This is a genomic window from Pseudomonas asplenii, from assembly GCF_900105475.1.
Classification (GTDB): domain Bacteria; phylum Pseudomonadota; class Gammaproteobacteria; order Pseudomonadales; family Pseudomonadaceae; genus Aquipseudomonas; species Aquipseudomonas asplenii.
The window spans coordinates 5,891,353-5,914,075 of record NZ_LT629777.1; the positions used below are offsets into that span (position 1 = coordinate 5,891,353).

Sequence of the window (22,723 nt, forward strand, 5' to 3'; positions counted from 1 at the left end):
AATGTTTGATATCACCCTGCTGTGTCTCTTCGCCTTCGCTGCCGGTCTCATCGACGCCGCAGTCGGCGGAGGCGGATTGATCCAGATCCCCGCGCTGTTCAACATACTGCCCAGCGCGCCGCCGGCGGCCTTGCTGGGTACCAACAAGGTCGCGGCCGCCTGCGGCACGACCTTCGCGGCCCGCTCGTTCGTGCGCAAGGTGGTGATCGACTGGGGGCTGGTGATCCCCGCAGCCAGCGCGGCGTTTGTCATGTCGTTCTTCGGTGCGGCCACCGTGTCGGCCGTGCCGCAATCGGTGGTGCGCCCGGCGGTGCTGGTGCTGATCGTGCTGATGGCGCTCTACACCTTCTGGAAAAAGGACTTCGGTGCGCTGCACAAGCCACTGCGTATCGGCACCCGGGAAAAACTGCTGGCGGTGCTGATCGGCGGCGCCATTGGTTTCTATGATGGCCTGTTCGGTCCCGGCACCGGCAGCTTTCTGATTTTCCTGTTCATCCGCTGCTTCGCCTTCGACTTCCTGCACGCCTCGGCCTCGGCCAAGCTGGTGAACATCGCCACCAACGTCGCCGCGCTGGTGTTCTTCATTCCCACCGGCAACGTCATGTACCTGGTGGCCCTGCCCATGGCGCTGTTCAATATCCTCGGCGCCCTGACCGGCACCTGGCTGGCGGTGCACAAGGGTGTGCCCTTCGTCCGGGCGCTGTTCCTGGTGCTGCTGGTGATTCTGATCAGCAAGCTCTCCTATGACCTGATCACGCAAATCTGAGGAAAGCCCATGTACCCCGTCTTCGATCAACTGATCAGCCTGCTCGACAGCCATAAGGCCAACTACCGCGTGCTGCAGCACGATGCCGAAGGGCAGTCGGCGCGGGTCGCCGAAATCCGTGGCACCGAACCGGGCCAGGGCGCCAAGGCGATGCTCTGCTCGCTCAAGGGCCAAGCCGAACGTTATGCCCTGGCCATTCTGCCGGGCGACCAGAAGCTCGACATGAAAAAGCTCGGCGCCGCCCTCGGCGGGAAAAAGGCCGAGCTGGTGAAAGCCGAGACGGCCATGGAACTGACCGGCTGCCGGATCGGCGCGATTCCGCCGTTCGTCTTCGATGAGCGGATCGAACTGATCGTCGACCCGAGCCTGACCCGCCGCTATGCCGAGATCGCCTTCAATGCCGGGCGGCTGGACGCCTCGATGGTGCTCGCCAGCGACGATTACCTGGCGATTGCCCGGCCACGCTTGCTCGATATCAGCCAGGAATAGGCCTGGCTCCGGCACGCCGCTTCTCACCGGGGACGTAATCCTCCCACCTGGAACAACGGTCCCCCGCCCCGCCCAAAAAACTCCCGGGAGCAAATGGCCTTCAGTTCGGTCTGATGAGAATCCAGGCAAAACCGAGCAGCAGGCATCAGCATGAAAAAATCGTTATGGGCACTGGTCGCCCTTCCCCTGTTCATCGAGGGCGCCCAGGCCGCCAGCTTCGACTGCGGACGGGCCAAGCAACCGACTGAAATCGCCATCTGCAGCGACCGCTCGCTGAACGATCTCGACGTCGAGATGGCTACCACCTACCGCCTGTTACGCGGCCTGTTCGCCATGGGAAACCGGGGCGCAATGCAGGATGAGCAGGTGGCCTGGCTGCAGGACCGTAACGCTTGCGGCAGCGACAAGGACTGCATCCAGCGCCAGTACCAGAAGCGTCTGAGCCAGTTGAAGGAACGCTACGACCATATCGAAAAACCGCTCTGAAGCCTTGCCGGACATGACTTTGAGGTAAAACATCTTTCACTGTGCCCAGGCGCCGGGCTGCTTATATTGAAACGGCTCCTTTGATGAACCTCCCATTCAAGCCCGCCCGCATGCGGGCTTTTTTTTACGCCGGCCTGGCTGTAAAAACACACCGCCAAGACGAAACCAATCCGCCAGCCAAACGCTCCAACGCCCATATCCCTGCCAGAGAGCGTGCCCCTTGAAACCACCCCGCCCCAGCCAGCGCTCCGCCATCCTGTCCAACCTGCGCAACGAGAAAATGGCCCGCTCCGCCCATGCCTATGTTCGCGGCAACACTGCGCAATTCTACGAATGGCTGCACAGCCAGCGCGGCCGGCGCCTGCCCCACGGCCCGAACGTGTGGATCTGCGGCGACTGCCATGTCGGCAACCTCGGGCCGACCGGCGACGTCAACGGTGATATCGACATCCACATCCGTGACCTCGACCAGACCGTGATCGGCAACCCCGTGCACGACCTGGTGCGCCTGGCCCTCTCGCTGGCGACCGCCGCGCGCGGCTCGGACCTGCCCGGTGTGACCACCGCGCGTATGCTCGAGGAAATGATGGTCGGCTACGAGCAGGCCCTGCAGGACGCAACCGACCACATCCCGCATCGGCCATCACAGGTCAAGGCCGGCCTGCGCGACGCGGTCAAGCGCACCTGGAAACACCTGGCCCGCGAACGCATGGAACACACCCAGCCGACCTTGCCCATCGGCCGCCACTTCTGGCCGACCTCACGCAGCGAGAAAAGCGCGATCAAGGCGCTCTGCGAAGGACCGGAGATCCACGCCCTGGTCACCGCCCTCAAGGGCCGGCCACAGGATGCGCAGGTGCAATTGCTCGACAGCGCCTATTGGGTCAAGGGCTGCAGTTCGCTGGGGCTGATGCGCTACGCGGTGCTGCTCGGGGTCGGCGAGAAGGACGAACAGGACTACTGTCTGCTCGACCTCAAGGAAGCGGTGGCGGCCCTGGCCCCCCGCGGCGCCCACGTACACATGCCACGCGACAACGCCCGCCGGGTGGTCGAAGGCGCGCGCCAACTGTCGCCGAGCCTGGGCGAACGGATGATGGCGACGCGTTTTCTCGATCACGGGGTGTTCATTCGGGAATTGCTGCCCCAGGACCTCAAGCTCGAACTCGACATCCTCGACAACACCGACGCCAAGCATGCCGCCGGTTATCTGGCACGCGTGGTCGGCATTGCCCATGCCCGGCAGATGGATGAAGCGACCCGCAAGAGCTGGCTGGCGGAACTGCGCCTGAACCGCTCCAAAACCCTCGACGCGCCGTCCTGGCTATGGACCAGCGTGGTGCAATTGGTGGGGGATTACGAACAGGGTTATCTGGAACATTGCCGGCGCTATGCGCTGGGAACCGACAAGTGACAGTACGCAGCCTCGCGGCTGCGCCCCGGGCGCGGCCTCAGGAGAGGAAACCGCGCTGCACGGCGACGATCAGGAAAATCCCGAGCGCGGCGCGGTAGATCACGAACGGCCAGGTGGAGAAACGCTCGAGGAAGCGCATCAGGCCCCAGATCGCGGCGAAGGCCGAAACGCTGGCTACCGCGATACCGAACAGCAGATGGCTCCAGGCCTCAGCCGGAATCTGCGCGTGGTGCAGCACCCACAGTTCCTTCAGCCCCGCCAGGGCAATCGCCGGCAAACCGAGCAGGAACGAGAAACGCGCCGCCTCTTCACGCTTGAAGTTGAGGAACAGCGCCGCCGTCAGCGTCGAGCCGGAGCGCGAGACACCGGGAATCAGCGCGCCGATCTGGGCAATACCGACGATCAACGCATCGCGCAGACGCATTTCACCGACCACCCGTTGATGCCGACAGGTGAACTCCGACACCGCCAGCAGCACTGCCATCACCAGGCAGGACACGCCAATCACGGTCAGACCGCGCAGGGGCGAATCGCAGCTGTTGAGTGTCGAGGACAAGGCCAGGCCGGCAATACCGATCGGGATGGTCGCCAGGATGATTGCCACCGCCAGTTTGAACCACCGGCTGTCGAAGTCGCGCTGGCGCACCGCATCGATACTGCCGCCGACCACATCACGCACATCGCGCCAGAAATAACTGACCACCGCCGCCAGCGCCGCCAACTGCATGGCCGCCGAAAATGCCGAGCCCGGGTCCTGCCAGCCGAGCACGGCCGGCACGACGCGCATGTGGGCCGTGGAGGAAATCGGCAGCAATTCGGTGATGCCCTGGATGATCCCGAGAATGCCGATCTGGAGGTAGTTCAAGGAAGCGAAGCCAATATCGAGGCCGCTGGAGCAGACGTTAGACAAAATGAGTTCCTGAAAAATGGCGAGTGGTTCACGGTCTTCGAGCCGTCGCGCCGCAGTCCCCTGGCGCGCAGACAGCGCGGCGAATGATGGGCCGGTTTTTGCCGAATTTCCAGTTAAAACAAAAGCAAAAATGCAAGCAGTAAAATAATTCCATTTATGACAACGGTTCTATTTCTGACCATCGCTCCCCCCGTCAGCGCTGCCGCCGGGCCGGAGTATGTCGCTGCAATATTCGGCCTTCGCGAAACACCCGGTATCGATCCTCTGCGCCTCATGCGCCGATGATCAGGATTGAGCCCTACGAAGCTGCTTCATTCCCCAAGCGGTATCGATACCTCTTAATCCAGCAACGGGATACGCATGATGAATACCTTCCGAATTCAATACGATGAAACCAGCAACGTCGCAAACCTGCAGCAACACGCGGGGATCAGTCTCGCCGACGCCGAGGCGGTGTTCTACGATGAAGGCGCGCTCAGGCTCCACGACCACGATCATGACCAACAACCCTGGATCATCATGGGGCTGGATGCGACCCGACGCCTGCTGGTGGCTGCCTACACCCATGCCGGGCCAGGCGTTGTGCAAGTCACTGGCGCACGCATCGCCTCCAGCCATGAAGCTCGCCAGTATCTGGAGAATTGATCGATGAAAGCACACTACGATTTCGCCAGGGCAAAGCGCGGCGCCGTGGCCAGCAACGAGGGCAAAATGCGCATCACCCTGCTGCTCGACCCCGAGATCATCGAGGCCGCGCAGGTCCGCGCGCAACGCCACGGAACCGGCAGCCAGACGCTCATCAACGACCTGTTGCGTCTGGCCCTGATCGCGCAAGCGACACAATGACGCTCACCCCGGCACCGTCCTGTCATCAGGGGCCGGGATGACCGATCAGGCAGTTGCATCCTGCGTCGAACTGGCGACAGCGCCGTAGTAGCGCCAGCAGCAATGATCCCTGTGCCCCGGCAGAATCACACAGCCACTGAGGCTCAACAGCAGGACAGCGGCAACAAGCAGCGAGAGACGACGAGACATGGTGGGGTTCCTCATGGTGCGGTGGTTAAGGCTGGTCAAGGGCCGACACCTGGGTGCCTGCCGATGGCCAACGGTTACCGGTTAAACGCAACCACCTGACAGAATCCGTCGCAGGATTTCATCAACACCTCGTGACGCCTGCGTAATACTTCATGGCGACAGCGCTGAAGGGCCTCGCAAAAAGAATCGAATTTTCTGCGACGGATTTTTCAACGCCCTACGTTCAACCCATCAGCAGCGTTCATTTTCGTCCGCCGCATGAAGGAGTTGTCATGAGACCTGCACGACCTCTGGCCAAATTTCGCCTTGCCCTGCTCATTCCACTGGCATTCGCAGCCCTGACCAGTACCCCGACCTTCGCCCAACCCGAAATCATCATCCGCGAGGCGCCGCCACCCATGCGCGTCGAAACCATCCCTGTCGAACGCCCCGGTTATGCCTGGGACCGCGGTCACTGGCGTTGGGACGGTCGTGGTTACGTCTGGGAGCCGGGCCATTGGCAACGGGTGATGCGCAATGCCCGCTGGGAACCGGGCCACTGGGCACCGCGCGGGCCGAACTGGGTCTGGATCGAAGGCCACTGGATACGCTGAGTACAGGTGCCCGGCGGCGTGCCCCGCCGCCGGGACATCCGAGGCTGAACCACCGGAGCGGGATTTGCCATATTGAAAGAAACTGATCCGGACGTTGAATTGCTGGTTCGCATCGGCAACAACGAACCGGCGGCCGTCAACGAGATGGTGTCGCGCAAGCTGCCGCGTCTGTTGGCGCTCGCCGCACGGATTCTTGGCGACGCCGAAGAGGCCAGGGATGTGGCGCAGGAGAGCTTCCTGCGTATCTGGAAGCAGGCGGCGAACTGGCGCAGCGGCGAGGCACGTTTCGACACCTGGCTGCACCGGGTCGCCTTGAACCTCTGTCATGATCGGCTGCGTCGGCGCAGGGAGCGCCCGCTGGCCGATGACGAGGAGCCGGTCGAGGTGCCCGACAGCACGCCGGCGCCCGACGAACAACTGGAGGCGACGGTCCGCAGCAAACAGATCGCCGCAGCCTTGGCAGCATTGCCCGAACGGCAGCGCGAGGCCATCGTGCTGCAGTACTACCAGGAACTGTCGAACATCGAAGCCGCGGCATTGATGAACATCAGCGTCGAAGCACTGGAGAGTCTGCTGTCGCGGGCCCGGCGCAATCTGCGCAGCTACCTTGCCGAAACGCTCGGCGAGGCCGGACTAGGGAGGGAAAAACCATGACGCCCGAACGATTTGCCCAACTGGCCGAGATTTATGGCGCGGACCTGCGACGCTGGCCGGCCACCGAGCGGGCCGGCGCCGAACTACGGCTCAAGCATGGCGACGGCGCGGCCCTCGCCGCCCTGGACCATGCCCGCGCCCTCGACAGCCTGCTGGATGGCTATCAGTTGCCGGCACCGGACCTGGCGCTGGTCCGACAGATTCGCCTGGCCGCCGGACCGGTGCGCACGCCCTCGTTCTGGCAGCGTTATGCCGGCTGGCTGTCCCCAGCCGGCTTTGTCGGCGTGGGTGTGGCCGGGATCGCTGCCGGCATTCTGGTGGCCTCCCTGAGCCTGCCGCTGCATTCCGCCGAAGTGCTGCCCAGCGTCTTCGACCACGGCGATGCCGACATCGTCTTTACCGTCAACGCCGAGGACGCCGAGCAATGACTCCCCCCAAGTACCTGAAACCGCTGCTGGTCGTGTCGTTGCTGCTCAATGTGTTCCTGATCGGCGGCGTCGGCGGCGGCCTCTATCACTGGCTGGTCAATAACCGGCCAGCCGAGGCCATGGTCAACCAGCACGGCCTGCGCCTGGCGCTGATGCAGTTGCCTGAGCCTCGGCGCAAGCAACTACGCCAGTTGCTCAGGCAGAACCAGGCGAACAGCCAGCCGCTGGTGATGGCCGGCCGTGAAGCCCGTCTGGACGTGATCCACCAACTGGAAGCGCCAACCCTGGATCGCAATGCCCTGCTGGCCGACCTGGGCCGAGCCCGGGAAGCGGACAATTCGCTACGGGTACTGGTCGACAACACCCTGGCGGACTTCGCCGGCGGCTTGCCGCAGGAGGAGCGCCAGAAACTGGGCAAGGCCTTGTACCAGCATGGGCAGGGCAAGGCGAAAATCGCCAGGAAAGAGTGAGATCGCGACGGATCAGGCGCCTATGAATCAGCTTGATACACTCTGATTCTCTAACGAACTACCTGTTTTTCAGGCGCCCTCCCCGCACCCAAGACAAAGTTACATTTCCAAGAATGAACGCCATTTAAAGCTGAATTAGCATTGCCTGATAGTAAGCCAATGGCGTACATTTATAATGATCTTTATTGAGACTCCGGTTTTTACCCGGCGCGTGAAAGAGCTGGTGGATGATGACACCTATACGAGCTTTCAGAAGTCACTGGTGCTCAATCCATCGGCCGGTGTGGTAATCGAAGGCACTGGCGGGATTCGAAAAATCCGTATCGCAGCCAATGGACACGGCAAAAGAGGCGGAGCCAGAGTGATCTACTTCCACTTCGTCTCAGCCTCTCAAATCGCCCTGCTGATGATCTACCCCAAAAACGAACAGCAAGACCTGACTACCGATGAGCGCAAAGCATTGAAAGCGATCATCGAACACTGGAGGAAACCATGAGCAAGTTTTTTGATGAGCTGATGGAAAGCGTGCAACAAATGGACGAAATCGTACGGGGCGAACGCCAGCCTTCCCGGGAGTTCAAGGTTGACGCCCTGCAAGTCAAGGAAATCCGCAAGTCCACGGGACTGACACAGGCCAAGTTCGCCGCCATGATCGACGTCCAACTGGCGACACTACGCAACTGGGAGCAAGGTCGCCGTGAACCGACGGGGCCGGCCAAGGCTCTGCTGCGTGCCATTCACAACGATCCAGTGCACGTGCTGGGCGCACTGGCGATGTAACCAGCCACTGCACTTGAGAAAACAGCCGAATGGGCCTGCCCGCTACAGGTTGCTCTGGACCTCGTCATTGTGTGAGGCCTCCCGGCCAGCCATCTCTTCTGCCCGGTCGATCTCACTGCGCAACACGTCGCACAGATCCTCACAGCAACGGAAATAGGCGCGCTCGGCGATCTTGACCGCCTTGAAGCCCTCCTCCAGCGTTTGCGGGGGCTTCTTGCTCAAAGAGGCCACCGTCAACCGCCAGGCCGCACGGGCGTTGTCCCTGGCTGCCAGGTAAGGTGCCAAGAGTTCCGAGTCGATCATCGTCATGGGTGGCTCCTGCCGGTGGTGCTCAACTATTCGTTTGTCTGAAATCAATGTAGTGCGGATCGGGATTATTGCCTCATTTTCGCGCACTTCATCCAGGCGTTCAGCCTGCGCCTTGAAGAATGTGAACGAATCATCCTGGAAAGAGACCGATACGGCTGAAATCAGCCTTCAGACGTCTGATACGGAGAATCGGGAAAACAGCACATCAGTCCAATCTCGCCGAAGGCTCACTCTCTATCCTCGGGCTCATGTTCTTTTTCTCTGCGAGATCCCGTGATGCCAACCCCGACCGCTCCCAATGACATCGTGACACTCGTGGTCCGCCACCGTGTACGCATGGCCTATCTGGCCGAGTACGAGGCCTGGCTCAAGACTTCGGTACGCGCGGCCATGTCGCAGGAGGGCCACCTGGGGGTCAATGTGATTCGCCCGGGCGAAGCCGACAACACCTTCACCACCATCGTCCGCTTCAGCGACGCCGTGCACCTGCAAACCTGGATCAACTCACCGTTGCGCGAACGCTTGATCGCCGAAGTCGCACCGATGCTGCAAGAGGAAGATCACCCGCAGATCGACAGCCAGGCGGAGTTCTGGTTCACCCCCAATCACACCGACTCCAGACAGCCGCCCAAGTGGAAACAGGCGCTGCTCAGCTACGTAGTGATCGCGCCCCTGTCGATGGTCATTCCACAGCTCTGGAGCCCGCTGTTCCAGGCGCACCCAGCGCTGGGTGGCATCATCCCGAGCAACCTCATCATCACGGCCTGCATCGTCGGTCTCGTCACCTACCTGATCATGCCCAAGGTCACCCGCTGGCTGGCCGGCTGGCTCGCGGCCGACTGAAAGAACACCCCATGTGCAACTGTGCCCTATCGACGGATGGAGCTCTCCATGCTCTACCCCGCCGCCGAACTACCGCAACCCGATAGCCCTGACTCTCAAGCCATCCGGAACGCCATGGCGCCCGATATCCGCAGTGGGCGCTCTCACTTCTCACTTCCAATGAAAGGGTATTCAATGAAACAGTCACTCAAACCCATCTCCCTGGCCCTGGCCCTGGGACTCACCGCCTCGCTGCCGGCACACGCCGCCACGTCCTCCAGCGTTGCCGTCGCACCGCAATACGACACCAGCCACGTCTATGTTGCCCCGGGCGAAGTGGATGCCTTCGTCAAGAGCTTCCTCGCCACCTTCGGCGGCAAGAGCACCGCGCAGGTCGTGGTCAACGTGCTGCCGGTGCCGAGCAGCACCACCTCGCAGTTGCTGCAGACGCCGGTCGGCACCGTGTCGCTGTTCGGCTTCACCACGCCGGTACCGTATCCGTTCGGCGCCGAGCGTAACGGCTACCTGGTCAAGGACCTCGACAAGGCCCTGGCCGAAGCGAAGAAAAATGGTGCCGACGTGATCGTCCATGACTTCCCCGATCCGATCGGTCGCGATGCCGTGGTGCAATGGCCGGGTGGTGTGAACATGCAGCTCTACTGGCACACCAAGACCCCGGACTACGCGGCCTTCCAGACCGTTCCGGAGAACCGCGTGTACCTCTCCGAGCAGCGCGCCGATGCCTTCATCAAAGGCTTCGTCGGCTTCTCCCACGGCAAGGTGATCGCCGATGAAAAACGCCTGGACGGCGCCGTGGTCGGCGAGCCGGGCAAGCCCATCCGCCGGGTCAAGCTGGAGTCCGACTTCGGCAAGATGGTCGTGTTCGTCACCGACGGCCACCTGCCTTACCCGTACGGTCGGGAAACCACCGGCTACGAGGTCAGCGACCTGGCAGCCACGGTGGCCAAGGCCGAAAGCTCGGGCGCACGCCTGGTCGTCGAGCCCAAGGCCGAGCCGGGTCGGCAGTCGGCCATCGTCGAATTTCCTGGCGGCTACGTCGCCGAGATCCACCAGCCCGTTGCGGCAAAGTGACTTGAAGAGAGGTGCACCATGAGCCGACGCCCTTCGCATAGCGTCTATGCCTGGGCTCTGGCCGTGCTGTGGCCGCTGGGAGTTTCCAGCGGCCATGCCGCCGAACCCGCCGAACGTCCGGTACTGAAAACCAACCGCTGGCAGGAAGACTGGTCAGTGTTGCAGAACCCGGCCCTGAAAACCGCCCCGCTCGATGACCTCAAGTACATCCCCTTGTCTGCAGACGATCCGGCCAGCTACCTGTCGTTCGGGGCGACCTTGCGTGAACGTTTCGAACTCAACGATGCCAACGGCTTCGGCATCGGTGGGCGCTCGCGCGACTCCTGGTTGATCCAGCGCCTGCAGGCGCATGCCGACTTGCACCTGAACGAGCACTGGCGCGTCTTCACCCAACTGGAAGACGCCCGCGCCTTCGGCAAGGACAGCATTGGCGGCGCCGACCAGAACCACCTCGACCTGCGCCTGGCGTTCGCCGAGTACGTCGACCAGACCGCCGACCACACCTTCAAGGCCCGGGTCGGCCGCCAGGATTTTGCCTTCGACCTGCAGCGCTTCATCTCCTCGCGCGACGGCCCGAACGTGCGCCAGTCGTTCGATGCCGTGTGGGGCGATTGGGAAACCGAGAACTGGCGCTTCATCGGCCTGGCCAGCCATCCGGTGCAATACCTGGACGAACAGCATTTTGACGACAAGTCCAACTCGGACGTGGCGTTCCACATGCTCCGGGTCGAACGGCTGCTCGACGGCAAGAACGAGCTGTCCGCCTACTACGGTCTTTATGAGGAACGTGATGCACGCTTCCTCGACGCCCAGGGCGACGAGCATCGCAACCTCTTCGATGTACGCCTCGGTGGTGCGTCAGGCCCTTACGACTGGGATGTGGAAGCCATGGTCCAGAGCGGCTCGGTCGGCGCCAAGGACATTCGTGCCTGGGGTGGCGGCAGTCGGCTGGGCTACACGTGGCAAACGACGCCGTGGAAACCGCGCCTGGGCCTGCAACTCGATGCTGCTTCGGGTGACCGGCATCCTGGCGACGGCACGCTGAACACCTTCAACCCGCTGTTCCCGAACGGCTACTATTTTTCGCTGGCGGGCTATACCGGCTACAGCAACCTGATTCACGTCAAACCGTCGATCACCTTCAAGCCGGTCACCGACCTGTCGATCCAGACGGCGGTCGGCCTGCTCTGGCGCCAGACCACCGAGGATGCCGTCTACACCCAGCCGAACCTGCCGGTGGCCGGCACGGCCGGGCATGGCGGTCGCTGGACCGGTTACTACGATCAGCTACGGATGGATTATGCGTTCAACCGCAACCTGTCGGGAGCCATCGAGGCGGTCCATTACGAAGTCGGCCAGGCCCTGCGCGATGCGGGCGGGGATGACAGCAATTATCTGGGGGTTGAGCTGAAGTTCATGTGGTAGGTCGCGAGGGCAGCAGCCGGGCTCAGCAGAGTCCGGCTATTGGCCTGCTGTCAGCAGGACTCGAACATGACGAGGGGTTGGCGCTCCGAGAGAGTCATTTCAACCCTGCTTTTTCGCTTCATGAGCGCGGTAGGCAACACTCCAGACTCTATCCCAGGGGCTCCCAGGCTGACAGGTATAGGCTGCCTGGCGATCACCGACCTGCAACCGATACCGTCCGGATCAATGCCCCGTATACTTATCTCCAACCGATACCGTCAACCTGCGTATTCGCCGGCGCCAGCCACGCGGTCGCGTACCCGGACCCCACCATGCCCTGCGAAACTCCCCTCACCGATGAATCCCCACGCCGTTCGGTCGAAGGTGCTTCCCCTGCCCGCCTGCGGTTCGCCCAGAAATTCAAGCAGGCCCGCCAAGCCGCCGGTTTGACCCAGGCGGACGTGATGAGCCGCAGCGGCGTACAGCGCACCACGCTCTCGGACATCGAGCAAGGCAAGCACAACGTCACCATCGACATGATGGACCGCCTGGCGAACGCGGTGGGCTACCCGCTGGCCGAACTGCTCTAACCCCGCCCCGCCCCCTGCCGTGAAATGTGCGGCCCGAGGCTTGCAACGCCAAAATGTCGGATATATCCTACATTGCAGTTGGCCAATCCTCCTGGGTCAACCGCAGCGTATAGGTGCGTCATGCCGATCGGCAGCCCGTCAGGACAAGACGGCCAGACGCACTCACCATTGATTCGCAGGGCGGCGGGCAATTAATGAAAACATACGACCTCATCGGTATTGGCATCGGTCCATTCAACCTCAGTCTTGCGGCATTGGCAGAACCCACCGGCCTGCAAACGCTGTTCCTGGACAAGCGGGACACGTTCGCCTGGCACCCCGGAATGCTGTTATCCAATGGTCAGTTGCAGGTTTCCCCGCTCAAGGATTGCGTCACCCTGGCCTCTCCGACCAGCCGCTATTCCTTTCTGAATTACCTCGCCGAGCATCGCCGCCTGTACAGCTTCATCAACAAGGGCGGCGCGTCGACCTCGCGCAAGGAGTTCGCCGACTATTACGGCTGGGTGGCGCGGCAACTCTCCAACCTGCGCTTCGCCCAGGAAGTGCTGGATGTGGTCGAGTCCGCCGAGGGCTACACGATCATCACCGCCGAGCAGAGCTACCAGGCCAGAGCAGTCGTCATCGGTGTCGGAATCACCCCCCGGGTTCCCGAGTGCGCGCGGCCCTGGCTGGGCAACGCCATCTACCACGTGGCGGACTTTCTCCACCGCGAAGCCATCCAGCCCGGCGAGCAGGTGCTGGTGGTCGGCGGCGGCCAAAGCGGCGCCGAAGCCGTCGAGCAACTGCTGGGCAACCCATCGATGGGGGCGCTCACCTGGGTCACTTCGCGCTCGAACCTGTTCGCCATGGATGACAATGCGTTCGTCAACGAGGCCTTCTGCCCCGCCTACAACCAGCGCTTCCAGACCCTGCCCATGGCCCAGCGCAGTCACGCGGTGCAGCAGGAGCGGCTGACCAGCGACGGCATCTCGGCGGACCTGTGCAACCGGCTCTATGAACAACTGTATGAGCGCCATGTCGGCCACGAGCAGCGCCAGGCCATCGATATCCTGCAATCGGCCGTGCTCGATGGGCTCGAACCGGAGGGTCGGCGCTGGCGCGCACGGCTCAGATCGTTGAGCAGCGGACGCCAGCGCACCGTCGTGGTCGACCGGGTGATTCTCGCCACCGGTTTTCAGCCCTGCCCCCAACCCTATGTCGATACCCTGCTCGCCAACGCGCAGCGCGACGGCGGGCAACCGCTGATCGACGGCAGCTACCGCGTGCAGTTCGCCACGCCCATGCCGGGCCCGGTGTATCTGCAGAACCGCAGCATCGTCCAGCACGGACTGCAGTCGGTGAACCTGTCGATGGTCGCCTACCGCAACAGCCGCATCCTCAACGACCTGCTCGGCTACGAATACTTTCAGGCCGAGCCGGACACACCGATGTTCAGCCATATCGACGCGCTGACCGACACGCCGGCCCGACAGATGGAACCCCGGCACGCCCTCAGCCTCGTGCAGTTCTGACTTTGCCGCCCACACCGCCGGAGCACCGCGCCATGCCCGACACACCCGAGCCACTGCCTGACCGGCTGCCGCCCTCCGCGTTTCTGCCGTTCCTGATCGCGGGCGTCATCATCGCCGGCGCCTACGGCTCAAGCTTCCTGTTGCCGGAGTACCTGCAGGTGATAGGGTTCGATAACGCCACGGTCGGTCGCGTGATCTCCACCGGGATGATCAGCACCATCCTGTGCTGTTGTCTGGCCGGCTGGACAGCACAACGCATCGGGGTCATGGGCAGCATCACCGTCGCCTGCCTCGCCATGGCCCTGGCCATGTTCGCCTTCGCCTGCGTGGCGCAGGTGCCGGGCGCGGCGTATCCGGGAGGGCTGTTGCTGGGGGTGGGCTGGTCGGTGTTCTACATCCTCGCGCCGCTGCAGATCATCCACCACCTGCGCCCCGCTGCCCGCCTGCAGTACTTCACGATCATGTCCGGGGCGCAGATGGCAGGACTGGGCCTGACCACGCCGCTGGGACACCTGGTCGTCAAGGCAAGCGCCAGCTACGGCTTGTTCTACGCACTGCTGGGCGCGGCCTGCCTGGTATCGGCCCTGTGCGTGATGCTCGCACGGCGCGCCATGACCCACCTGCCCACGTCCGCTATCCGGCAAGTGTCGCTGCGGCTCGTCGATCTCAAGGCACTGCTCGGCAGCCGGGCCGCCTTGCCGATCGCGATGATCGTGCTGGGCGCCTGCATCTTCTCGGGCCTGTCCACCTACCAGGCCAGCTATGCACAGATGCGCCAACTGAAAGCCGACAACTTTTTCGTCACCTTTACCCTCACCAGCGTGCTGCTGCGGTTCTCGGTGGCCCGCTCGATCGGCCGCCTGCCGCTGCAACGCCTGGCAATCGGCCTGTTCCTGTTCACCAGCCTGTCGCTGGGGATGTTTCTGCTCAACGATGACAGCACGCTGGTCTACCTCTCGGCGACGGTGATTTTCGCCATCGGCTATGGCCTGAGCTACTCCACGCTCAACAGTCTGGCGGTCAATCAGGCGGAAGCGAACGGCCTTTCGCCTGCGGTCACTTCGCAAGTCTTCACTCTGGGCTACTTCATTGGCCTGTTCGGTTTTCCCTCGATTGGCGGCGCGATCATGAGTCGCTGGGGCGTCGATTGGGTGTTGGCGTGTCTGCTCGTCGCCGCACTGACCAACCTGGCACTGATGGCGAGTACCCGCAGCAGCAAGATGCTGACGGTTTGAAACTGGTTAATCACCCGTAAAGGAGTAGCGTTGATGTTGTCTGAAGCTCAGAAAACCCAGTGGCACGACGAAGGCTACATCCGGCTGGAAGGCTTTTTCCCACCGGAAGATCTGGCGCGACTGTCCGAGTTCACCCAGGAAATCGGGCGCTGGAACATCAGCGACGATCGCTGGATGATGTGGTTCGAAAAGACCGACCAGGGCGAGAAGATCACCTCCAAGGTCGAGAACTTCATCGAATTTCACCCAGGCCTGCAAGAGGTGCTGCTGCAGGACGAGCGCATCACCCGCACGGTCGAATACCTGCTCGACGAAAAGACCCGTCGCCTGAAGGAACTGCTGATCTTCAAGTACCCGGACAGCGGTGGTTTCCGCCCCCACCAGGACATCTACCACATCCCGCACAAGCTCAAGGAGCGGATGGTCCATGCGGTGGTCGCCGTGGCCATCGACGACGCGGACGCCAGCAACGGCGGTCTGTTCTTCAGTCCCGGCCAGCACAAAAAGGGCGTGTTCCCCATGGACGAGGGCGGCGTGATCCTACCGGAAGTCGCCGAGCAGTTCAGCTGGACGGAAGTGCCGTGGCGCGCCGGCGACATCTTCATCTTCGACGACTACGCCCCGCATTACTCCTTGCCGAACAAGAGCGACCGCTCGCGCCGCACCTTGTACCTGGTCTATCAACGCGCCTCGACGGGGGGCCCGACCCGCGATGAGTACAACGCCATGAAACGCGCCTACAACCCGCCGGAAGGCCGGGTGGCCGACCTGGAAAACCTCAAGCCGTCCAACGGCATCTTCTACCGCGACTGAGCGACTGGGTGAGATCGACATGCATGTAAAGCCTATTGAGCCGCAGATGATGCGCCCGGAGTACGGCGTGCTGGTTTGCCGCTTGCTGGATCATCTGCCCGCCAGCCTGAGCCCGAAGTTCGGCATGTCGATTGTCGAAGTCGAACCCGGTGGGGCGGTCGATCTGCACTCGCATCACGAACATGAAGTGTGGGTATTGATGGAGGGCGAAGGCATTTTCCAGGAGCAGGAACGGCAAATGCCGGTGACCGGCTCGATGCTGTTCTACATGCAGCCGCATAGCCCACACGCCATTCACAACACACATTCACAACAGCCGCTGAAATTCCTGGCAGTTTGGTGGGACTAACATGACTGACACACAAAAAACCTACTTCATCTGTCCTGCGCCGCCCTGCCCCAATGGCAAATTGCACCTGGGGCACATCGCCGGCGTTTACCTGCTGGCCGATATCTACGCAAGGTTCCAGCGCCTGGCCGGGCATCGTGCTTTCTACGTCACCGGCTCCGACGAACATGGCACCTACACACTGGTCAAGGCGCAAAAGCTGCAACGCCCGGTCGATGACGTGGCCCAGATGCACAATCGGGAAATCCTCGCCTGCCTGGGCGCCCTCGGCATCGAACCGGATGAGTTCGTGCGCACCACCAGCGCTGATCATGTCGAGAACAGCCTGGCCATCTACCAGACGCTCAAGGACAACGGTTTCATCACCGTCAAGGACGGCGTGCAGCTGTATTGCGAAACCTGCGCCGAATTCGCCGCCGACTCGCTGGCCAGCGGGCTCTGCCCGGACTGCTCGGCACCGACCGACAGCAACCTGTGCGAAAACTGCGGGCTGGCCGTCCCCCATGCCCGCCTGAAACAACCGCGGCATGCGCCCTGCTCGGGGCCGCTGAGCCTGAGGCCGATCCGTCAGGCCCACCTGGATATCGAAAAGCTTGCGCCGACCCTGCAGCAGGCAATCGTCGACAGCCAGTGGCCCGAGCCCATCAAACACCTGGAGTTGAGCTGGCTGCGCGAGTCGCTGCGCTCGCTGCCGATGTCCCGGCACTTCGACCGGGGCGTCGTTCTGGACGACCCCGAGGACGTCGCCGGGCAAACCCTGCTGACCTGGTTCGAGGGCCTGTGGTGCTTCGACACCGGCATCCGCCGGCTGTGTGCCCGCGAGGCGAGCGACTACCAGCAGGTGCTCGCCAGCCCGGACAGCCGGGTGGTGTTCTTCATGGGCCAGGACAACCGTTTCTACTACACCGTGGGCGTCACCGCGAGCCTGCTGGGCAGGGGCTTCGCCGCGCCGTTCAACCAGAGTATCCAGGACTTCTCGACACTCGAAGGCTCGAAGTTCTCCACCAGCCGCGATCACGTCATCTGGGCCGATGAAGTGGCCAAGGTCGTCGACCAGAACGTCTTGCGGCTGTACCTGGCGAGCATCGCCAAACCCTTCGGCAACCAGGACAACGAGTTCGAACTCGAAGGCCTGATGGCCGCCGCGCAGCAGTTGCATGACTGGGAGGCAAGGCTGCGCGCTCATGCCCGACAGGCACGGCAGGTCGTCAACGAACCCTTGCCGGCGCGACTGGCCGAGCAGGTCGAACGCTACACACACGCAATGGACGGACTGGCGTTCTGGGATGCCCTGCAGGCGATCGAGGACTTCCTCGACAACGCCGACATCACCGACACCGCATCACAGTGGCAAGCGACCCAGGTGTCGGCCTTGCTGGGCATGCTAGCGCCCTTCATCCCGCAGTGGACCCAGCGCTATGCCGCGCTGTACTTCGGCGCGGATTGGGCAGCGGCCAGCCAGCCGCTGTCAGTGCCCGCGTGGCCGTTACCGCAGGCCTCCTTCCCGATGATCGATGCGCATCTGCCCGATGCCTACATTCGCGCGTACAAGCAACGTTTCCGCGCCGCCGCCATCGCCTGAGACCGAGGAGAAGCCCATGTACTCGTTACGCAGTCAGCGCGCCAGCGGCTTTGGTGCCTTCGATTACTCATCGACCAAACAGACCCTCAACCTGGCCATCGGGATGCCCGATCCGGTGACCTTTGCCGGCCTCCCCCTGGCGAGTTCATCATTGCCGGAGACGGGCATCGGCATCGGCGACTTGCTCCAGTACACCGACTCCCAGGGCCTGCCCGAGCTGCGCCAGGCCCTTGCCCAGCGCCACAAGGTGGCGCTGGAGAATATCCAGGTGACCGCCGGGGCCTCGCAGGCGTTGACGTTGCTGGCGGACCTGCTGATCGATCCGGGCGACATCGTCCTGACCGAAGACCCCAGCTACCTCGGCGCGCTGCGGATCTTTTCCGTGGCGGGCGCACAGATCATTCAACTGGGGATGGATCGCGACGGGGTCGATCTCGATCAGTTGGCCCACACGTTGACGAGCACCACCGGCAAGGTAGCGCTCTACTACACCTCGCCGGTCTTCCATAACCCGACCGGATGCTGTTTTTCCATCGAGCGCATGCAGGCCGTGGCACAGTTGCTGAGCCGTCACGGGGTACCGCTGATCCAGGACCTGGTCTACTCGGAACTGCCGTACCAGGCCCAGCGTCCGAACGTCCTGCCGGCCGGCCAAGGCGTGATCAACGTGCACAGCAGCTCGAAGATTGCCGGCGCCGGCTTGCGGCTCGGCTGGGTGATCGCCGAGCCCCGGCTCATCCAGGGCCTGGCACAACTCAAGCTCGACGGCGGTGTCAGCCCCCTGGTCAGCAACCTGGTGCTCAGCCTGCTGCGCAACGAGGCTTTCGATTCGCACATCGACGACCTGCGCGAACACTACCGGACCAAACGCGACCTGATGGCCGATCTGCTCAAGTCCTGCACATTCTGCGCGCAGGATTACCTGCTGCCGACCGGCGGTTTCTCGTTCTGGGTCAGGATCGCCGACGGGGTCGAGCCGGCGGCGCTCATCGACAAGGCCCGGGAGCTGGGCAACGTGCGCCTGTCCAACGGCCTCCACAATGGCCCGCAGTCGCGACGCTACGTGCGCCTGTGCTTCAGTTACCTGTCGCCTGCGCAGATCCGGCATGGCCTGCAGATCATCGAAGAAGCCTATCGCTCGCTGATTCCCCGGGTACATCGCCCCGATGCCGAGCGCGTGCGGCAGCCAGACGCTTGAAAAACTCCGTTGCACGCGGATCGCCAGCGTAGGCGACATTGATGCGTATCCAGTCACTACGCTGGCCGTCCAGGTAATAGGCATCGCCACTGGACAGCATGACGTCACAGGCCGCGGCAACGGCATTGAGCTGGGCAAAATCGAACGGCGCGCAACGCGCCCAGACGAACATGCCACCGACCGGTTCGGCGAAGGTTTCCCAGCCATAGTCTTCCAGGCGCTTGAGGGTCTGGGCCATGGCCTTGTCCAGGCGATCACGCAAGCGTTGCACCAGCTTGCGATAGGCACCGTTGCCGAGCAGCGTGGCAACCACGCTCTCGACGAACCGCGAAGTGCCCATGCTCGTCACCGACTTGAGCTGGGCCAGACCACGTACCCTTTCGGCGCTGGAGACCAGGTAGCCGACCCGTAACGATCCGCTCAAGGTCTTGGAAAAGCTGGCGACGTAGATGACCCGGTTCTGCGAATCCAGACTGGCCAGGCGTGTTCCGGAGCCGTTGTACAAGTCGGCGTAGGTGTCGTCCTCGACGATCTGAAAATCGTGGATCTCGGCCAACTGCAACAGCCGGTGCGCGATCGCCGGGCGCAGCGAGGTGCCAGTGGGATTGTGGTACATGCTGTTGATGAAAAGGCATTGCGGCCGATGGTCTTGCAGCAAGACTTCCAGCTTACGGATATCAGGTCCGTCCTGCTCCCTGGGTACGCTCAGCATGCGGATGCCACTGGCCTGCAGCAGATTGAACAGATTGGGGTAGCCCGGGGACTCGACCACGACGCAATCGCCCGGCTTCAACAGGCTCCTGACCAGCAGGTCCATGGCATGGCTCACCCCCTGGGTGGTCAGGATCTGCTGATGATCGACCCGGACATCCATTCGCTCGAGGCGCTTGTGAATCTGCTGGCGCAGGAGCGGCGAACCCAGCGGCGTACCATAGCTGAACAGGCTGTCGGGATCGGTGCGGGTCACCTGGCGAATGGCAAAGCCGATGGCCTGCGTCTCCCGCCAGTCCTCGGGCACCCAGCCACAGCACAGGTTCAGCCGAGTCTTGCAGAACTGGGTCAACGGCTGCCACTGCGCATCGTTGATCTCCTGCGCATCTGGCTGACTGCCCACCTCTGCGGCGACCTGTTCGGCCAGGAAAAACCCCTTGCCCTGGCGGGACTCCAGAATCCCCATCGACACCAGTCGATCATAGGCTTCGATGACCCGCGAATGACTGACCTGTTTCTCCCGGGCCAACTGCCGGATCGACGGCAAGCGCGTGCCGGGACGAATCCGCTGCACCTCGATCCACTGACAGAGGCCATTGACCAGTTGCTGCGTCAGGGAAAGGTCATCGTCCTTGCTTACCATGAAGTCTTTCACTGAAACATCCACTGTTCGGGTTTATCAGGAGAACAGTTAAGCATAAAAGGCAGAGAACTGTTACTTGTTGTGTCAGGAAACAACCTCGATAGTGGGCTACGTCACAGCGTCCCAAGCGCTTGCACCTGAACAGGAAACAGGGAGTGTTCCGCGTGAAATGCCAGATATCGCAGAGGTTTCCATGCTTGAAGTGAGCGCAGAACAGTTGAGCAGAACACCGGTGAACCTGGCCACGATCGAGGCCGGCAGACATTGGGGGGAGCAACTGGAAGCACTGGATCGTCTATTTACGGTGGCGCACGGCCTGACCCTCGAAGCCTCGCGCTGTGCGGTATTTCTGCTGGGCTGGTTCTACCCTGGCGAGGTCGGCGGCATCGACCTGTCGCTGGTGGGCTGGAAAGTCTCCCCACGCGTGGGCGCCGACATGTCCCAGGTGTTTCAACTGATGGTGCAACTGCAACAGCGCGGCGTGGGTGCCTCGCAGCTCGGCTTTGACGCGCGTGCCCGCTCCTTGCTGGCGACCTGGTTTCCCGAAGTACTCGGCATGGCCCCCAAGCCCCCGGCCGGACCTGAACTGAAAGCCTTCCGCCGCCGTCACGACCTGACCCCACAGGCCTGCGCCGAACTGATTCGGGTGCCGACCGCCCTCTACAAGGAATGGGAGCAGGACTGCCACCCGATCCCCATGACGCTGTGGATCGAACTGCGCACCTTGATGGGCGAACGGCGGCTGCGTTCGACTTCACGGAGTGGGCCATGCGTGAGGGGCTGATGCCCAGAGCCCACAGCCGCAAGGTGCCAGCGCTGACTGGCACCGATGCGACGCAGTCCCCTGGGTAACTGGGCAGTTTTATTCTGACCATTGGACCCCAACACACCGCGCATGCCGACGCCCTGCTCCACTCCAGCGAATGCCGTTCCACAGCTATCGTCGAACGCAACCTCCAGCTGCCGTCGAGACCACCGCCTCACACAACATGGCCTGTGTCAGATCATCGATCACCGCCTTGCCCATCTCGCTCAAGTAGTGAGATGCCCAGGCATAACGGGAGCCATCTGCGTCCATTGCAGCCTCCAGGGAAAGCGTCTTGGCGCAATGAAGCAGCAAGGAGGCATGCTCCAGCGCTTCCTGAATGGGGACACCGGGATTGACTCGGAACAATTCACGGCCTTGAGAACCGCACGTCGCGAAAGTGACGGCGCCCACGGTTTTGTTCGTTTTGTTCGAAGGGGGATTGTTCATTGAGCACCTCCTGCAATGGCAAGGGTGTCGGGGTTTGGACGCGGAAAACGTAACTCAGTGAAAACCAACATGCGCGTAGCTCCTATGTACGCCTATTGTTTCCACGGATTCTCAGGTCCGACCGCTGAATTGGCAGCGGCAGTTCAAGCATAGAGAAGTGACGGGGGCGCTCAAGGTGACATTTGAGGCAAGACGTTTCGAGACAACATGGCAAAAAGAGGAATGCATTTATTTTCGTCAGTACAACAGATTGTGAAAATAAATCTGAGAATCATCTAGCCGGCTACGCCCACAGCGACCGATTTTTCATGCCCTTGAACGACGTTAAGCCCATCCGCTCCGAGCCGTCCCGCCGCCTCAGTGTTGCGCCGATGATGGGTTGGACCTATTTTTCCTGAAACCCTTGCGCAGTAATTCTCACAGACGATAATCCTAGAGTCCGTACCATTTTCGAACCACTGACTCACCGAGAAAGCTAGAGAACTCTTATCAACGGCCCCAAAAATCAGAAAAGGATTTTAAAAATGGAGTATTACGTTGACGTCGCTCCTGTGCCATCGCCTTCAATGTTTTATACATCGCAAGCTCCATTGAGAGCTGACCCTCCGGCGAGCAATTCTATTTTTGGTGCAACTCAATTTTTAGCGACGGAATTTCTTGGATCAAACTCGACCAGGAAAAATATTCAGTCTCCTCAACATCTCGCGAAAAGCTCTCGCCAAAGCATGTGTGATATTCAACTCCAATAATACAGGATCAAAACTTAAATATCATTGCCGGGGGATATCACACAGCATTCGACGGATTCCAGCCTTACTGGTTCGCGCAGGTCGCGCCCTGGTAAACCATCAAATATGTGAAATGCCTATCCCAAGACAGAGGCAGAGAACCCGGAGAAGACCACTCCGCATAGTTACCCGACATAGTCGTAGGATTAACAACTTGTCCCATTCCCGCCGTTGCTACGTTGAATGTGTTGCCTCCTTGCGTAATTGGGACGCTACCATACCACTGAAAATTATTTACATCGCCAAACCAACCACCTGTCCACTGTAATTGCGATGAAGACGTCCAAGTATTATCGGCATTAAAGCAGACCATTTGAGTGGTGGCAGGCAAACCGCTTGGCACTTGGAATGTTGACAGTTTCCAATATCCAACCGGCGATACTGCCGGCCAAGTGGCTC

The 22,723-nt window shown here is 61.8% G+C and carries 28 protein-coding genes; 23 read left to right on the plus strand and 5 right to left on the minus strand.

The window, feature by feature from the left end; translation table 11 throughout:
• Nucleotide 1: 1 nt before the first annotated feature.
• The 4 genes from BLU37_RS26095 (at nucleotide 2) to BLU37_RS26110 (ending at nucleotide 3,152) form a co-directional block, all read left to right on the plus strand.
• The gene (locus BLU37_RS26095; protein WP_010444657.1) at nucleotides 2–766 is read left to right on the plus strand and encodes a sulfite exporter TauE/SafE family protein; all 765 of its coding nucleotides are present in this window, start codon (nucleotides 2–4) and stop codon (nucleotides 764–766) included.
• 9 nt (nucleotides 767–775) lie between these two features.
• A complete protein-coding gene (locus BLU37_RS26100; RefSeq protein ID WP_010444656.1) occupies nucleotides 776–1,255 on the plus strand; it encodes a YbaK/prolyl-tRNA synthetase associated domain-containing protein in 480 nt (159 codons plus the stop codon).
• Between the two features lie 150 nt (nucleotides 1,256–1,405).
• Nucleotides 1,406–1,741, plus strand: a complete 336-nt coding sequence (locus BLU37_RS26105) for a lysozyme inhibitor LprI family protein (RefSeq protein ID WP_090210251.1) — start codon at nucleotides 1,406–1,408, stop codon at nucleotides 1,739–1,741.
• Between the two features lie 220 nt (nucleotides 1,742–1,961).
• Nucleotides 1,962–3,152: a DUF2252 family protein gene (locus BLU37_RS26110; protein ID WP_090210253.1), complete on the plus strand. Its 1,191-nt coding sequence runs from the start codon at nucleotides 1,962–1,964 to the stop codon at nucleotides 3,150–3,152.
• Nucleotides 3,153–3,189: 37 nt separating this feature from the next.
• Here BLU37_RS26110 and BLU37_RS26115 read toward each other — a convergent pair whose 3' ends face one another.
• Nucleotides 3,190–4,062, minus strand: a complete 873-nt coding sequence (locus BLU37_RS26115) for an undecaprenyl-diphosphate phosphatase (RefSeq protein ID WP_010444653.1) — start codon at nucleotides 4,060–4,062, stop codon at nucleotides 3,190–3,192.
• A 363-nt stretch (nucleotides 4,063–4,425) separates the two neighbouring features.
• Here BLU37_RS26115 and BLU37_RS26120 point away from each other — a divergent pair, with 363 nt between their 5' ends.
• Both BLU37_RS26120 and BLU37_RS26125 read left to right on the plus strand, forming a co-directional pair.
• The gene (locus BLU37_RS26120) at nucleotides 4,426–4,707 is read left to right on the plus strand and encodes a BrnT family toxin (protein WP_172833066.1); all 282 of its coding nucleotides are present in this window, start codon (nucleotides 4,426–4,428) and stop codon (nucleotides 4,705–4,707) included.
• Nucleotides 4,708–4,710: 3 nt separating this feature from the next.
• A complete protein-coding gene (locus BLU37_RS26125; RefSeq protein WP_090210257.1) occupies nucleotides 4,711–4,908 on the plus strand; it encodes a BrnA antitoxin family protein in 198 nt (65 codons plus the stop codon).
• 45 nt (nucleotides 4,909–4,953) lie between these two features.
• Here BLU37_RS26125 and BLU37_RS29295 read toward each other — a convergent pair whose 3' ends face one another.
• Nucleotides 4,954–5,097: a hypothetical protein gene (locus tag BLU37_RS29295; protein ID WP_172833067.1), complete on the minus strand. Its 144-nt coding sequence runs from the start codon at nucleotides 5,095–5,097 to the stop codon at nucleotides 4,954–4,956.
• A 272-nt stretch (nucleotides 5,098–5,369) separates the two neighbouring features.
• Between BLU37_RS29295 and BLU37_RS26130 the strand changes: the two genes are divergently transcribed.
• The 6 genes from BLU37_RS26130 (at nucleotide 5,370) to nadS (ending at nucleotide 8,022) form a co-directional block, all read left to right on the plus strand.
• Complete coding sequence (locus tag BLU37_RS26130; protein WP_010444650.1) at nucleotides 5,370–5,690, plus strand: YXWGXW repeat-containing protein; 321 nt, start codon at nucleotides 5,370–5,372, stop codon at nucleotides 5,688–5,690.
• Nucleotides 5,691–5,762: 72 nt separating this feature from the next.
• The gene (locus BLU37_RS26135; protein WP_010444649.1) at nucleotides 5,763–6,344 is read left to right on the plus strand and encodes an RNA polymerase sigma factor; all 582 of its coding nucleotides are present in this window, start codon (nucleotides 5,763–5,765) and stop codon (nucleotides 6,342–6,344) included.
• The gene (locus tag BLU37_RS26140; protein WP_010444648.1) at nucleotides 6,341–6,772 is read left to right on the plus strand and encodes a hypothetical protein; all 432 of its coding nucleotides are present in this window, start codon (nucleotides 6,341–6,343) and stop codon (nucleotides 6,770–6,772) included. The genes BLU37_RS26135 and BLU37_RS26140 overlap by 4 nt, the downstream gene beginning before the upstream one ends.
• On the plus strand, nucleotides 6,769–7,242 hold the full coding sequence (locus BLU37_RS26145; protein WP_019362876.1) for a periplasmic heavy metal sensor: 474 nt from the start codon (nucleotides 6,769–6,771) through the stop codon (nucleotides 7,240–7,242). Before BLU37_RS26140 ends, BLU37_RS26145 begins: the two co-directional genes overlap by 4 nt.
• A gap of 175 nt (nucleotides 7,243–7,417) precedes the next feature.
• Complete coding sequence (locus BLU37_RS26150) at nucleotides 7,418–7,738, plus strand: type II toxin-antitoxin system RelE/ParE family toxin (protein WP_029531984.1); 321 nt, start codon at nucleotides 7,418–7,420, stop codon at nucleotides 7,736–7,738.
• Nucleotides 7,735–8,022: a NadS family protein gene (nadS, locus tag BLU37_RS26155; protein WP_029531983.1), complete on the plus strand. Its 288-nt coding sequence runs from the start codon at nucleotides 7,735–7,737 to the stop codon at nucleotides 8,020–8,022. Before BLU37_RS26150 ends, nadS begins: the two co-directional genes overlap by 4 nt.
• A gap of 42 nt (nucleotides 8,023–8,064) precedes the next feature.
• Here nadS and BLU37_RS26160 read toward each other — a convergent pair whose 3' ends face one another.
• Nucleotides 8,065–8,331 carry a hypothetical protein gene (locus BLU37_RS26160; RefSeq protein ID WP_019362877.1) on the minus strand — a complete coding sequence of 89 codons (267 nt, stop codon included), beginning with the start codon at nucleotides 8,329–8,331 and terminating at the stop codon, nucleotides 8,065–8,067.
• Nucleotides 8,332–8,607: 276 nt separating this feature from the next.
• Here BLU37_RS26160 and BLU37_RS26165 point away from each other — a divergent pair, with 276 nt between their 5' ends.
• The 10 genes from BLU37_RS26165 (at nucleotide 8,608) to BLU37_RS26210 (ending at nucleotide 18,927) form a co-directional block, all read left to right on the plus strand.
• Nucleotides 8,608–9,174, plus strand: a complete 567-nt coding sequence (locus tag BLU37_RS26165) for an antibiotic biosynthesis monooxygenase (protein ID WP_010444644.1) — start codon at nucleotides 8,608–8,610, stop codon at nucleotides 9,172–9,174.
• Between the two features lie 174 nt (nucleotides 9,175–9,348).
• Nucleotides 9,349–10,245, plus strand: coding sequence for a VOC family protein (locus tag BLU37_RS26170; RefSeq protein WP_090210259.1), 897 nt, complete (start codon nucleotides 9,349–9,351; stop codon nucleotides 10,243–10,245).
• A gap of 18 nt (nucleotides 10,246–10,263) precedes the next feature.
• The gene (locus tag BLU37_RS26175; protein WP_090210261.1) at nucleotides 10,264–11,670 is read left to right on the plus strand and encodes an alginate export family protein; all 1,407 of its coding nucleotides are present in this window, start codon (nucleotides 10,264–10,266) and stop codon (nucleotides 11,668–11,670) included.
• Between the two features lie 311 nt (nucleotides 11,671–11,981).
• Nucleotides 11,982–12,239, plus strand: a complete 258-nt coding sequence (locus tag BLU37_RS26180; RefSeq protein ID WP_010444642.1) for a helix-turn-helix domain-containing protein — start codon at nucleotides 11,982–11,984, stop codon at nucleotides 12,237–12,239.
• A 194-nt stretch (nucleotides 12,240–12,433) separates the two neighbouring features.
• Nucleotides 12,434–13,750: a lysine N(6)-hydroxylase/L-ornithine N(5)-oxygenase family protein gene (locus tag BLU37_RS26185; protein WP_090210263.1), complete on the plus strand. Its 1,317-nt coding sequence runs from the start codon at nucleotides 12,434–12,436 to the stop codon at nucleotides 13,748–13,750.
• Nucleotides 13,751–13,752: 2 nt separating this feature from the next.
• Entirely contained in the window at nucleotides 13,753–14,985 is a 1,233-nt protein-coding gene (locus BLU37_RS26190; RefSeq protein WP_408003632.1) for an MFS transporter, read from the plus strand.
• Nucleotides 14,986–15,018: 33 nt separating this feature from the next.
• A complete protein-coding gene (locus BLU37_RS26195; RefSeq protein ID WP_029531979.1) occupies nucleotides 15,019–15,798 on the plus strand; it encodes a phytanoyl-CoA dioxygenase family protein in 780 nt (259 codons plus the stop codon).
• Nucleotides 15,799–15,817: 19 nt separating this feature from the next.
• Entirely contained in the window at nucleotides 15,818–16,147 is a 330-nt protein-coding gene (locus BLU37_RS26200; protein WP_029379333.1) for a cupin domain-containing protein, read from the plus strand.
• 1 nt (nucleotide 16,148) lies between these two features.
• On the plus strand, nucleotides 16,149–17,729 hold the full coding sequence (locus BLU37_RS26205) for a class I tRNA ligase family protein (RefSeq protein ID WP_090210267.1): 1,581 nt from the start codon (nucleotides 16,149–16,151) through the stop codon (nucleotides 17,727–17,729).
• A 16-nt stretch (nucleotides 17,730–17,745) separates the two neighbouring features.
• Nucleotides 17,746–18,927, plus strand: coding sequence for an aminotransferase-like domain-containing protein (locus tag BLU37_RS26210; RefSeq protein WP_090210269.1), 1,182 nt, complete (start codon nucleotides 17,746–17,748; stop codon nucleotides 18,925–18,927).
• On the opposite strand, the gene BLU37_RS26215 is transcribed toward BLU37_RS26210, so the two are convergent.
• Nucleotides 18,848–20,281, minus strand: a complete 1,434-nt coding sequence (locus tag BLU37_RS26215) for an aminotransferase-like domain-containing protein (protein WP_010444635.1) — start codon at nucleotides 20,279–20,281, stop codon at nucleotides 18,848–18,850. The two genes, BLU37_RS26210 and BLU37_RS26215, sit on opposite strands and share 80 nt — an antisense overlap.
• Nucleotides 20,282–20,474: 193 nt before the next feature.
• Here BLU37_RS26215 and BLU37_RS26220 point away from each other — a divergent pair, with 193 nt between their 5' ends.
• The gene (locus BLU37_RS26220; protein ID WP_157581046.1) at nucleotides 20,475–21,065 is read left to right on the plus strand and encodes a DUF7673 family protein; all 591 of its coding nucleotides are present in this window, start codon (nucleotides 20,475–20,477) and stop codon (nucleotides 21,063–21,065) included.
• Nucleotides 21,066–21,218: 153 nt separating this feature from the next.
• Here BLU37_RS26220 and BLU37_RS26225 read toward each other — a convergent pair whose 3' ends face one another.
• Complete coding sequence (locus BLU37_RS26225) at nucleotides 21,219–21,536, minus strand: DUF3077 domain-containing protein (protein WP_090210270.1); 318 nt, start codon at nucleotides 21,534–21,536, stop codon at nucleotides 21,219–21,221.
• Between the last annotated feature and the right edge of the window lie 1,187 nt (nucleotides 21,537–22,723).

Bases quoted from the DNA above. Each gene is read 5' to 3' on its own strand.
- BLU37_RS26185 (WP_090210263.1), top strand. From the start codon at position 12,434: ATGAAAACATACGACCTCATCGGTATTGGCATCGGTCCATTCAACCTC.
- BLU37_RS26140 (WP_010444648.1), top strand. From the start codon at position 6,341: ATGACGCCCGAACGATTTGCCCAACTGGCCGAGATTTATGGCGCGGAC.
- BLU37_RS26205 (WP_090210267.1), top strand. From the start codon at position 16,149: ATGACTGACACACAAAAAACCTACTTCATCTGTCCTGCGCCGCCCTGC.
- BLU37_RS26160 (WP_019362877.1), bottom strand. From the start codon at position 8,331: ATGACGATGATCGACTCGGAACTCTTGGCACCTTACCTGGCAGCCAGG.
- BLU37_RS26125 (WP_090210257.1), top strand. From the start codon at position 4,711: ATGAAAGCACACTACGATTTCGCCAGGGCAAAGCGCGGCGCCGTGGCC.
- BLU37_RS26220 (WP_157581046.1), top strand. From the start codon at position 20,475: ATGCTTGAAGTGAGCGCAGAACAGTTGAGCAGAACACCGGTGAACCTG.
- BLU37_RS26210 (WP_090210269.1), top strand. From the start codon at position 17,746: ATGTACTCGTTACGCAGTCAGCGCGCCAGCGGCTTTGGTGCCTTCGAT.
- BLU37_RS26195 (WP_029531979.1), top strand. From the start codon at position 15,019: ATGTTGTCTGAAGCTCAGAAAACCCAGTGGCACGACGAAGGCTACATC.
- BLU37_RS26180 (WP_010444642.1), top strand. From the start codon at position 11,982: ATGCCCTGCGAAACTCCCCTCACCGATGAATCCCCACGCCGTTCGGTC.
- BLU37_RS26145 (WP_019362876.1), top strand. From the start codon at position 6,769: ATGACTCCCCCCAAGTACCTGAAACCGCTGCTGGTCGTGTCGTTGCTG.
- BLU37_RS26175 (WP_090210261.1), top strand. From the start codon at position 10,264: ATGAGCCGACGCCCTTCGCATAGCGTCTATGCCTGGGCTCTGGCCGTG.
- BLU37_RS26200 (WP_029379333.1), top strand. From the start codon at position 15,818: ATGCATGTAAAGCCTATTGAGCCGCAGATGATGCGCCCGGAGTACGGC.
- BLU37_RS26100 (WP_010444656.1), top strand. From the start codon at position 776: ATGTACCCCGTCTTCGATCAACTGATCAGCCTGCTCGACAGCCATAAG.
- BLU37_RS26130 (WP_010444650.1), top strand. From the start codon at position 5,370: ATGAGACCTGCACGACCTCTGGCCAAATTTCGCCTTGCCCTGCTCATT.
- BLU37_RS26215 (WP_010444635.1), bottom strand. From the start codon at position 20,281: ATGGTAAGCAAGGACGATGACCTTTCCCTGACGCAGCAACTGGTCAAT.
- BLU37_RS26120 (WP_172833066.1), top strand. From the start codon at position 4,426: ATGAATACCTTCCGAATTCAATACGATGAAACCAGCAACGTCGCAAAC.
- BLU37_RS26225 (WP_090210270.1), bottom strand. From the start codon at position 21,536: ATGAACAATCCCCCTTCGAACAAAACGAACAAAACCGTGGGCGCCGTC.
- BLU37_RS26095 (WP_010444657.1), top strand. From the start codon at position 2: ATGTTTGATATCACCCTGCTGTGTCTCTTCGCCTTCGCTGCCGGTCTC.
- BLU37_RS26170 (WP_090210259.1), top strand. From the start codon at position 9,349: ATGAAACAGTCACTCAAACCCATCTCCCTGGCCCTGGCCCTGGGACTC.
- BLU37_RS29295 (WP_172833067.1), bottom strand. From the start codon at position 5,097: ATGTCTCGTCGTCTCTCGCTGCTTGTTGCCGCTGTCCTGCTGTTGAGC.
- nadS (WP_029531983.1), top strand. From the start codon at position 7,735: ATGAGCAAGTTTTTTGATGAGCTGATGGAAAGCGTGCAACAAATGGAC.
- BLU37_RS26165 (WP_010444644.1), top strand. From the start codon at position 8,608: ATGCCAACCCCGACCGCTCCCAATGACATCGTGACACTCGTGGTCCGC.
- BLU37_RS26105 (WP_090210251.1), top strand. From the start codon at position 1,406: ATGAAAAAATCGTTATGGGCACTGGTCGCCCTTCCCCTGTTCATCGAG.
- BLU37_RS26150 (WP_029531984.1), top strand. From the start codon at position 7,418: ATGATCTTTATTGAGACTCCGGTTTTTACCCGGCGCGTGAAAGAGCTG.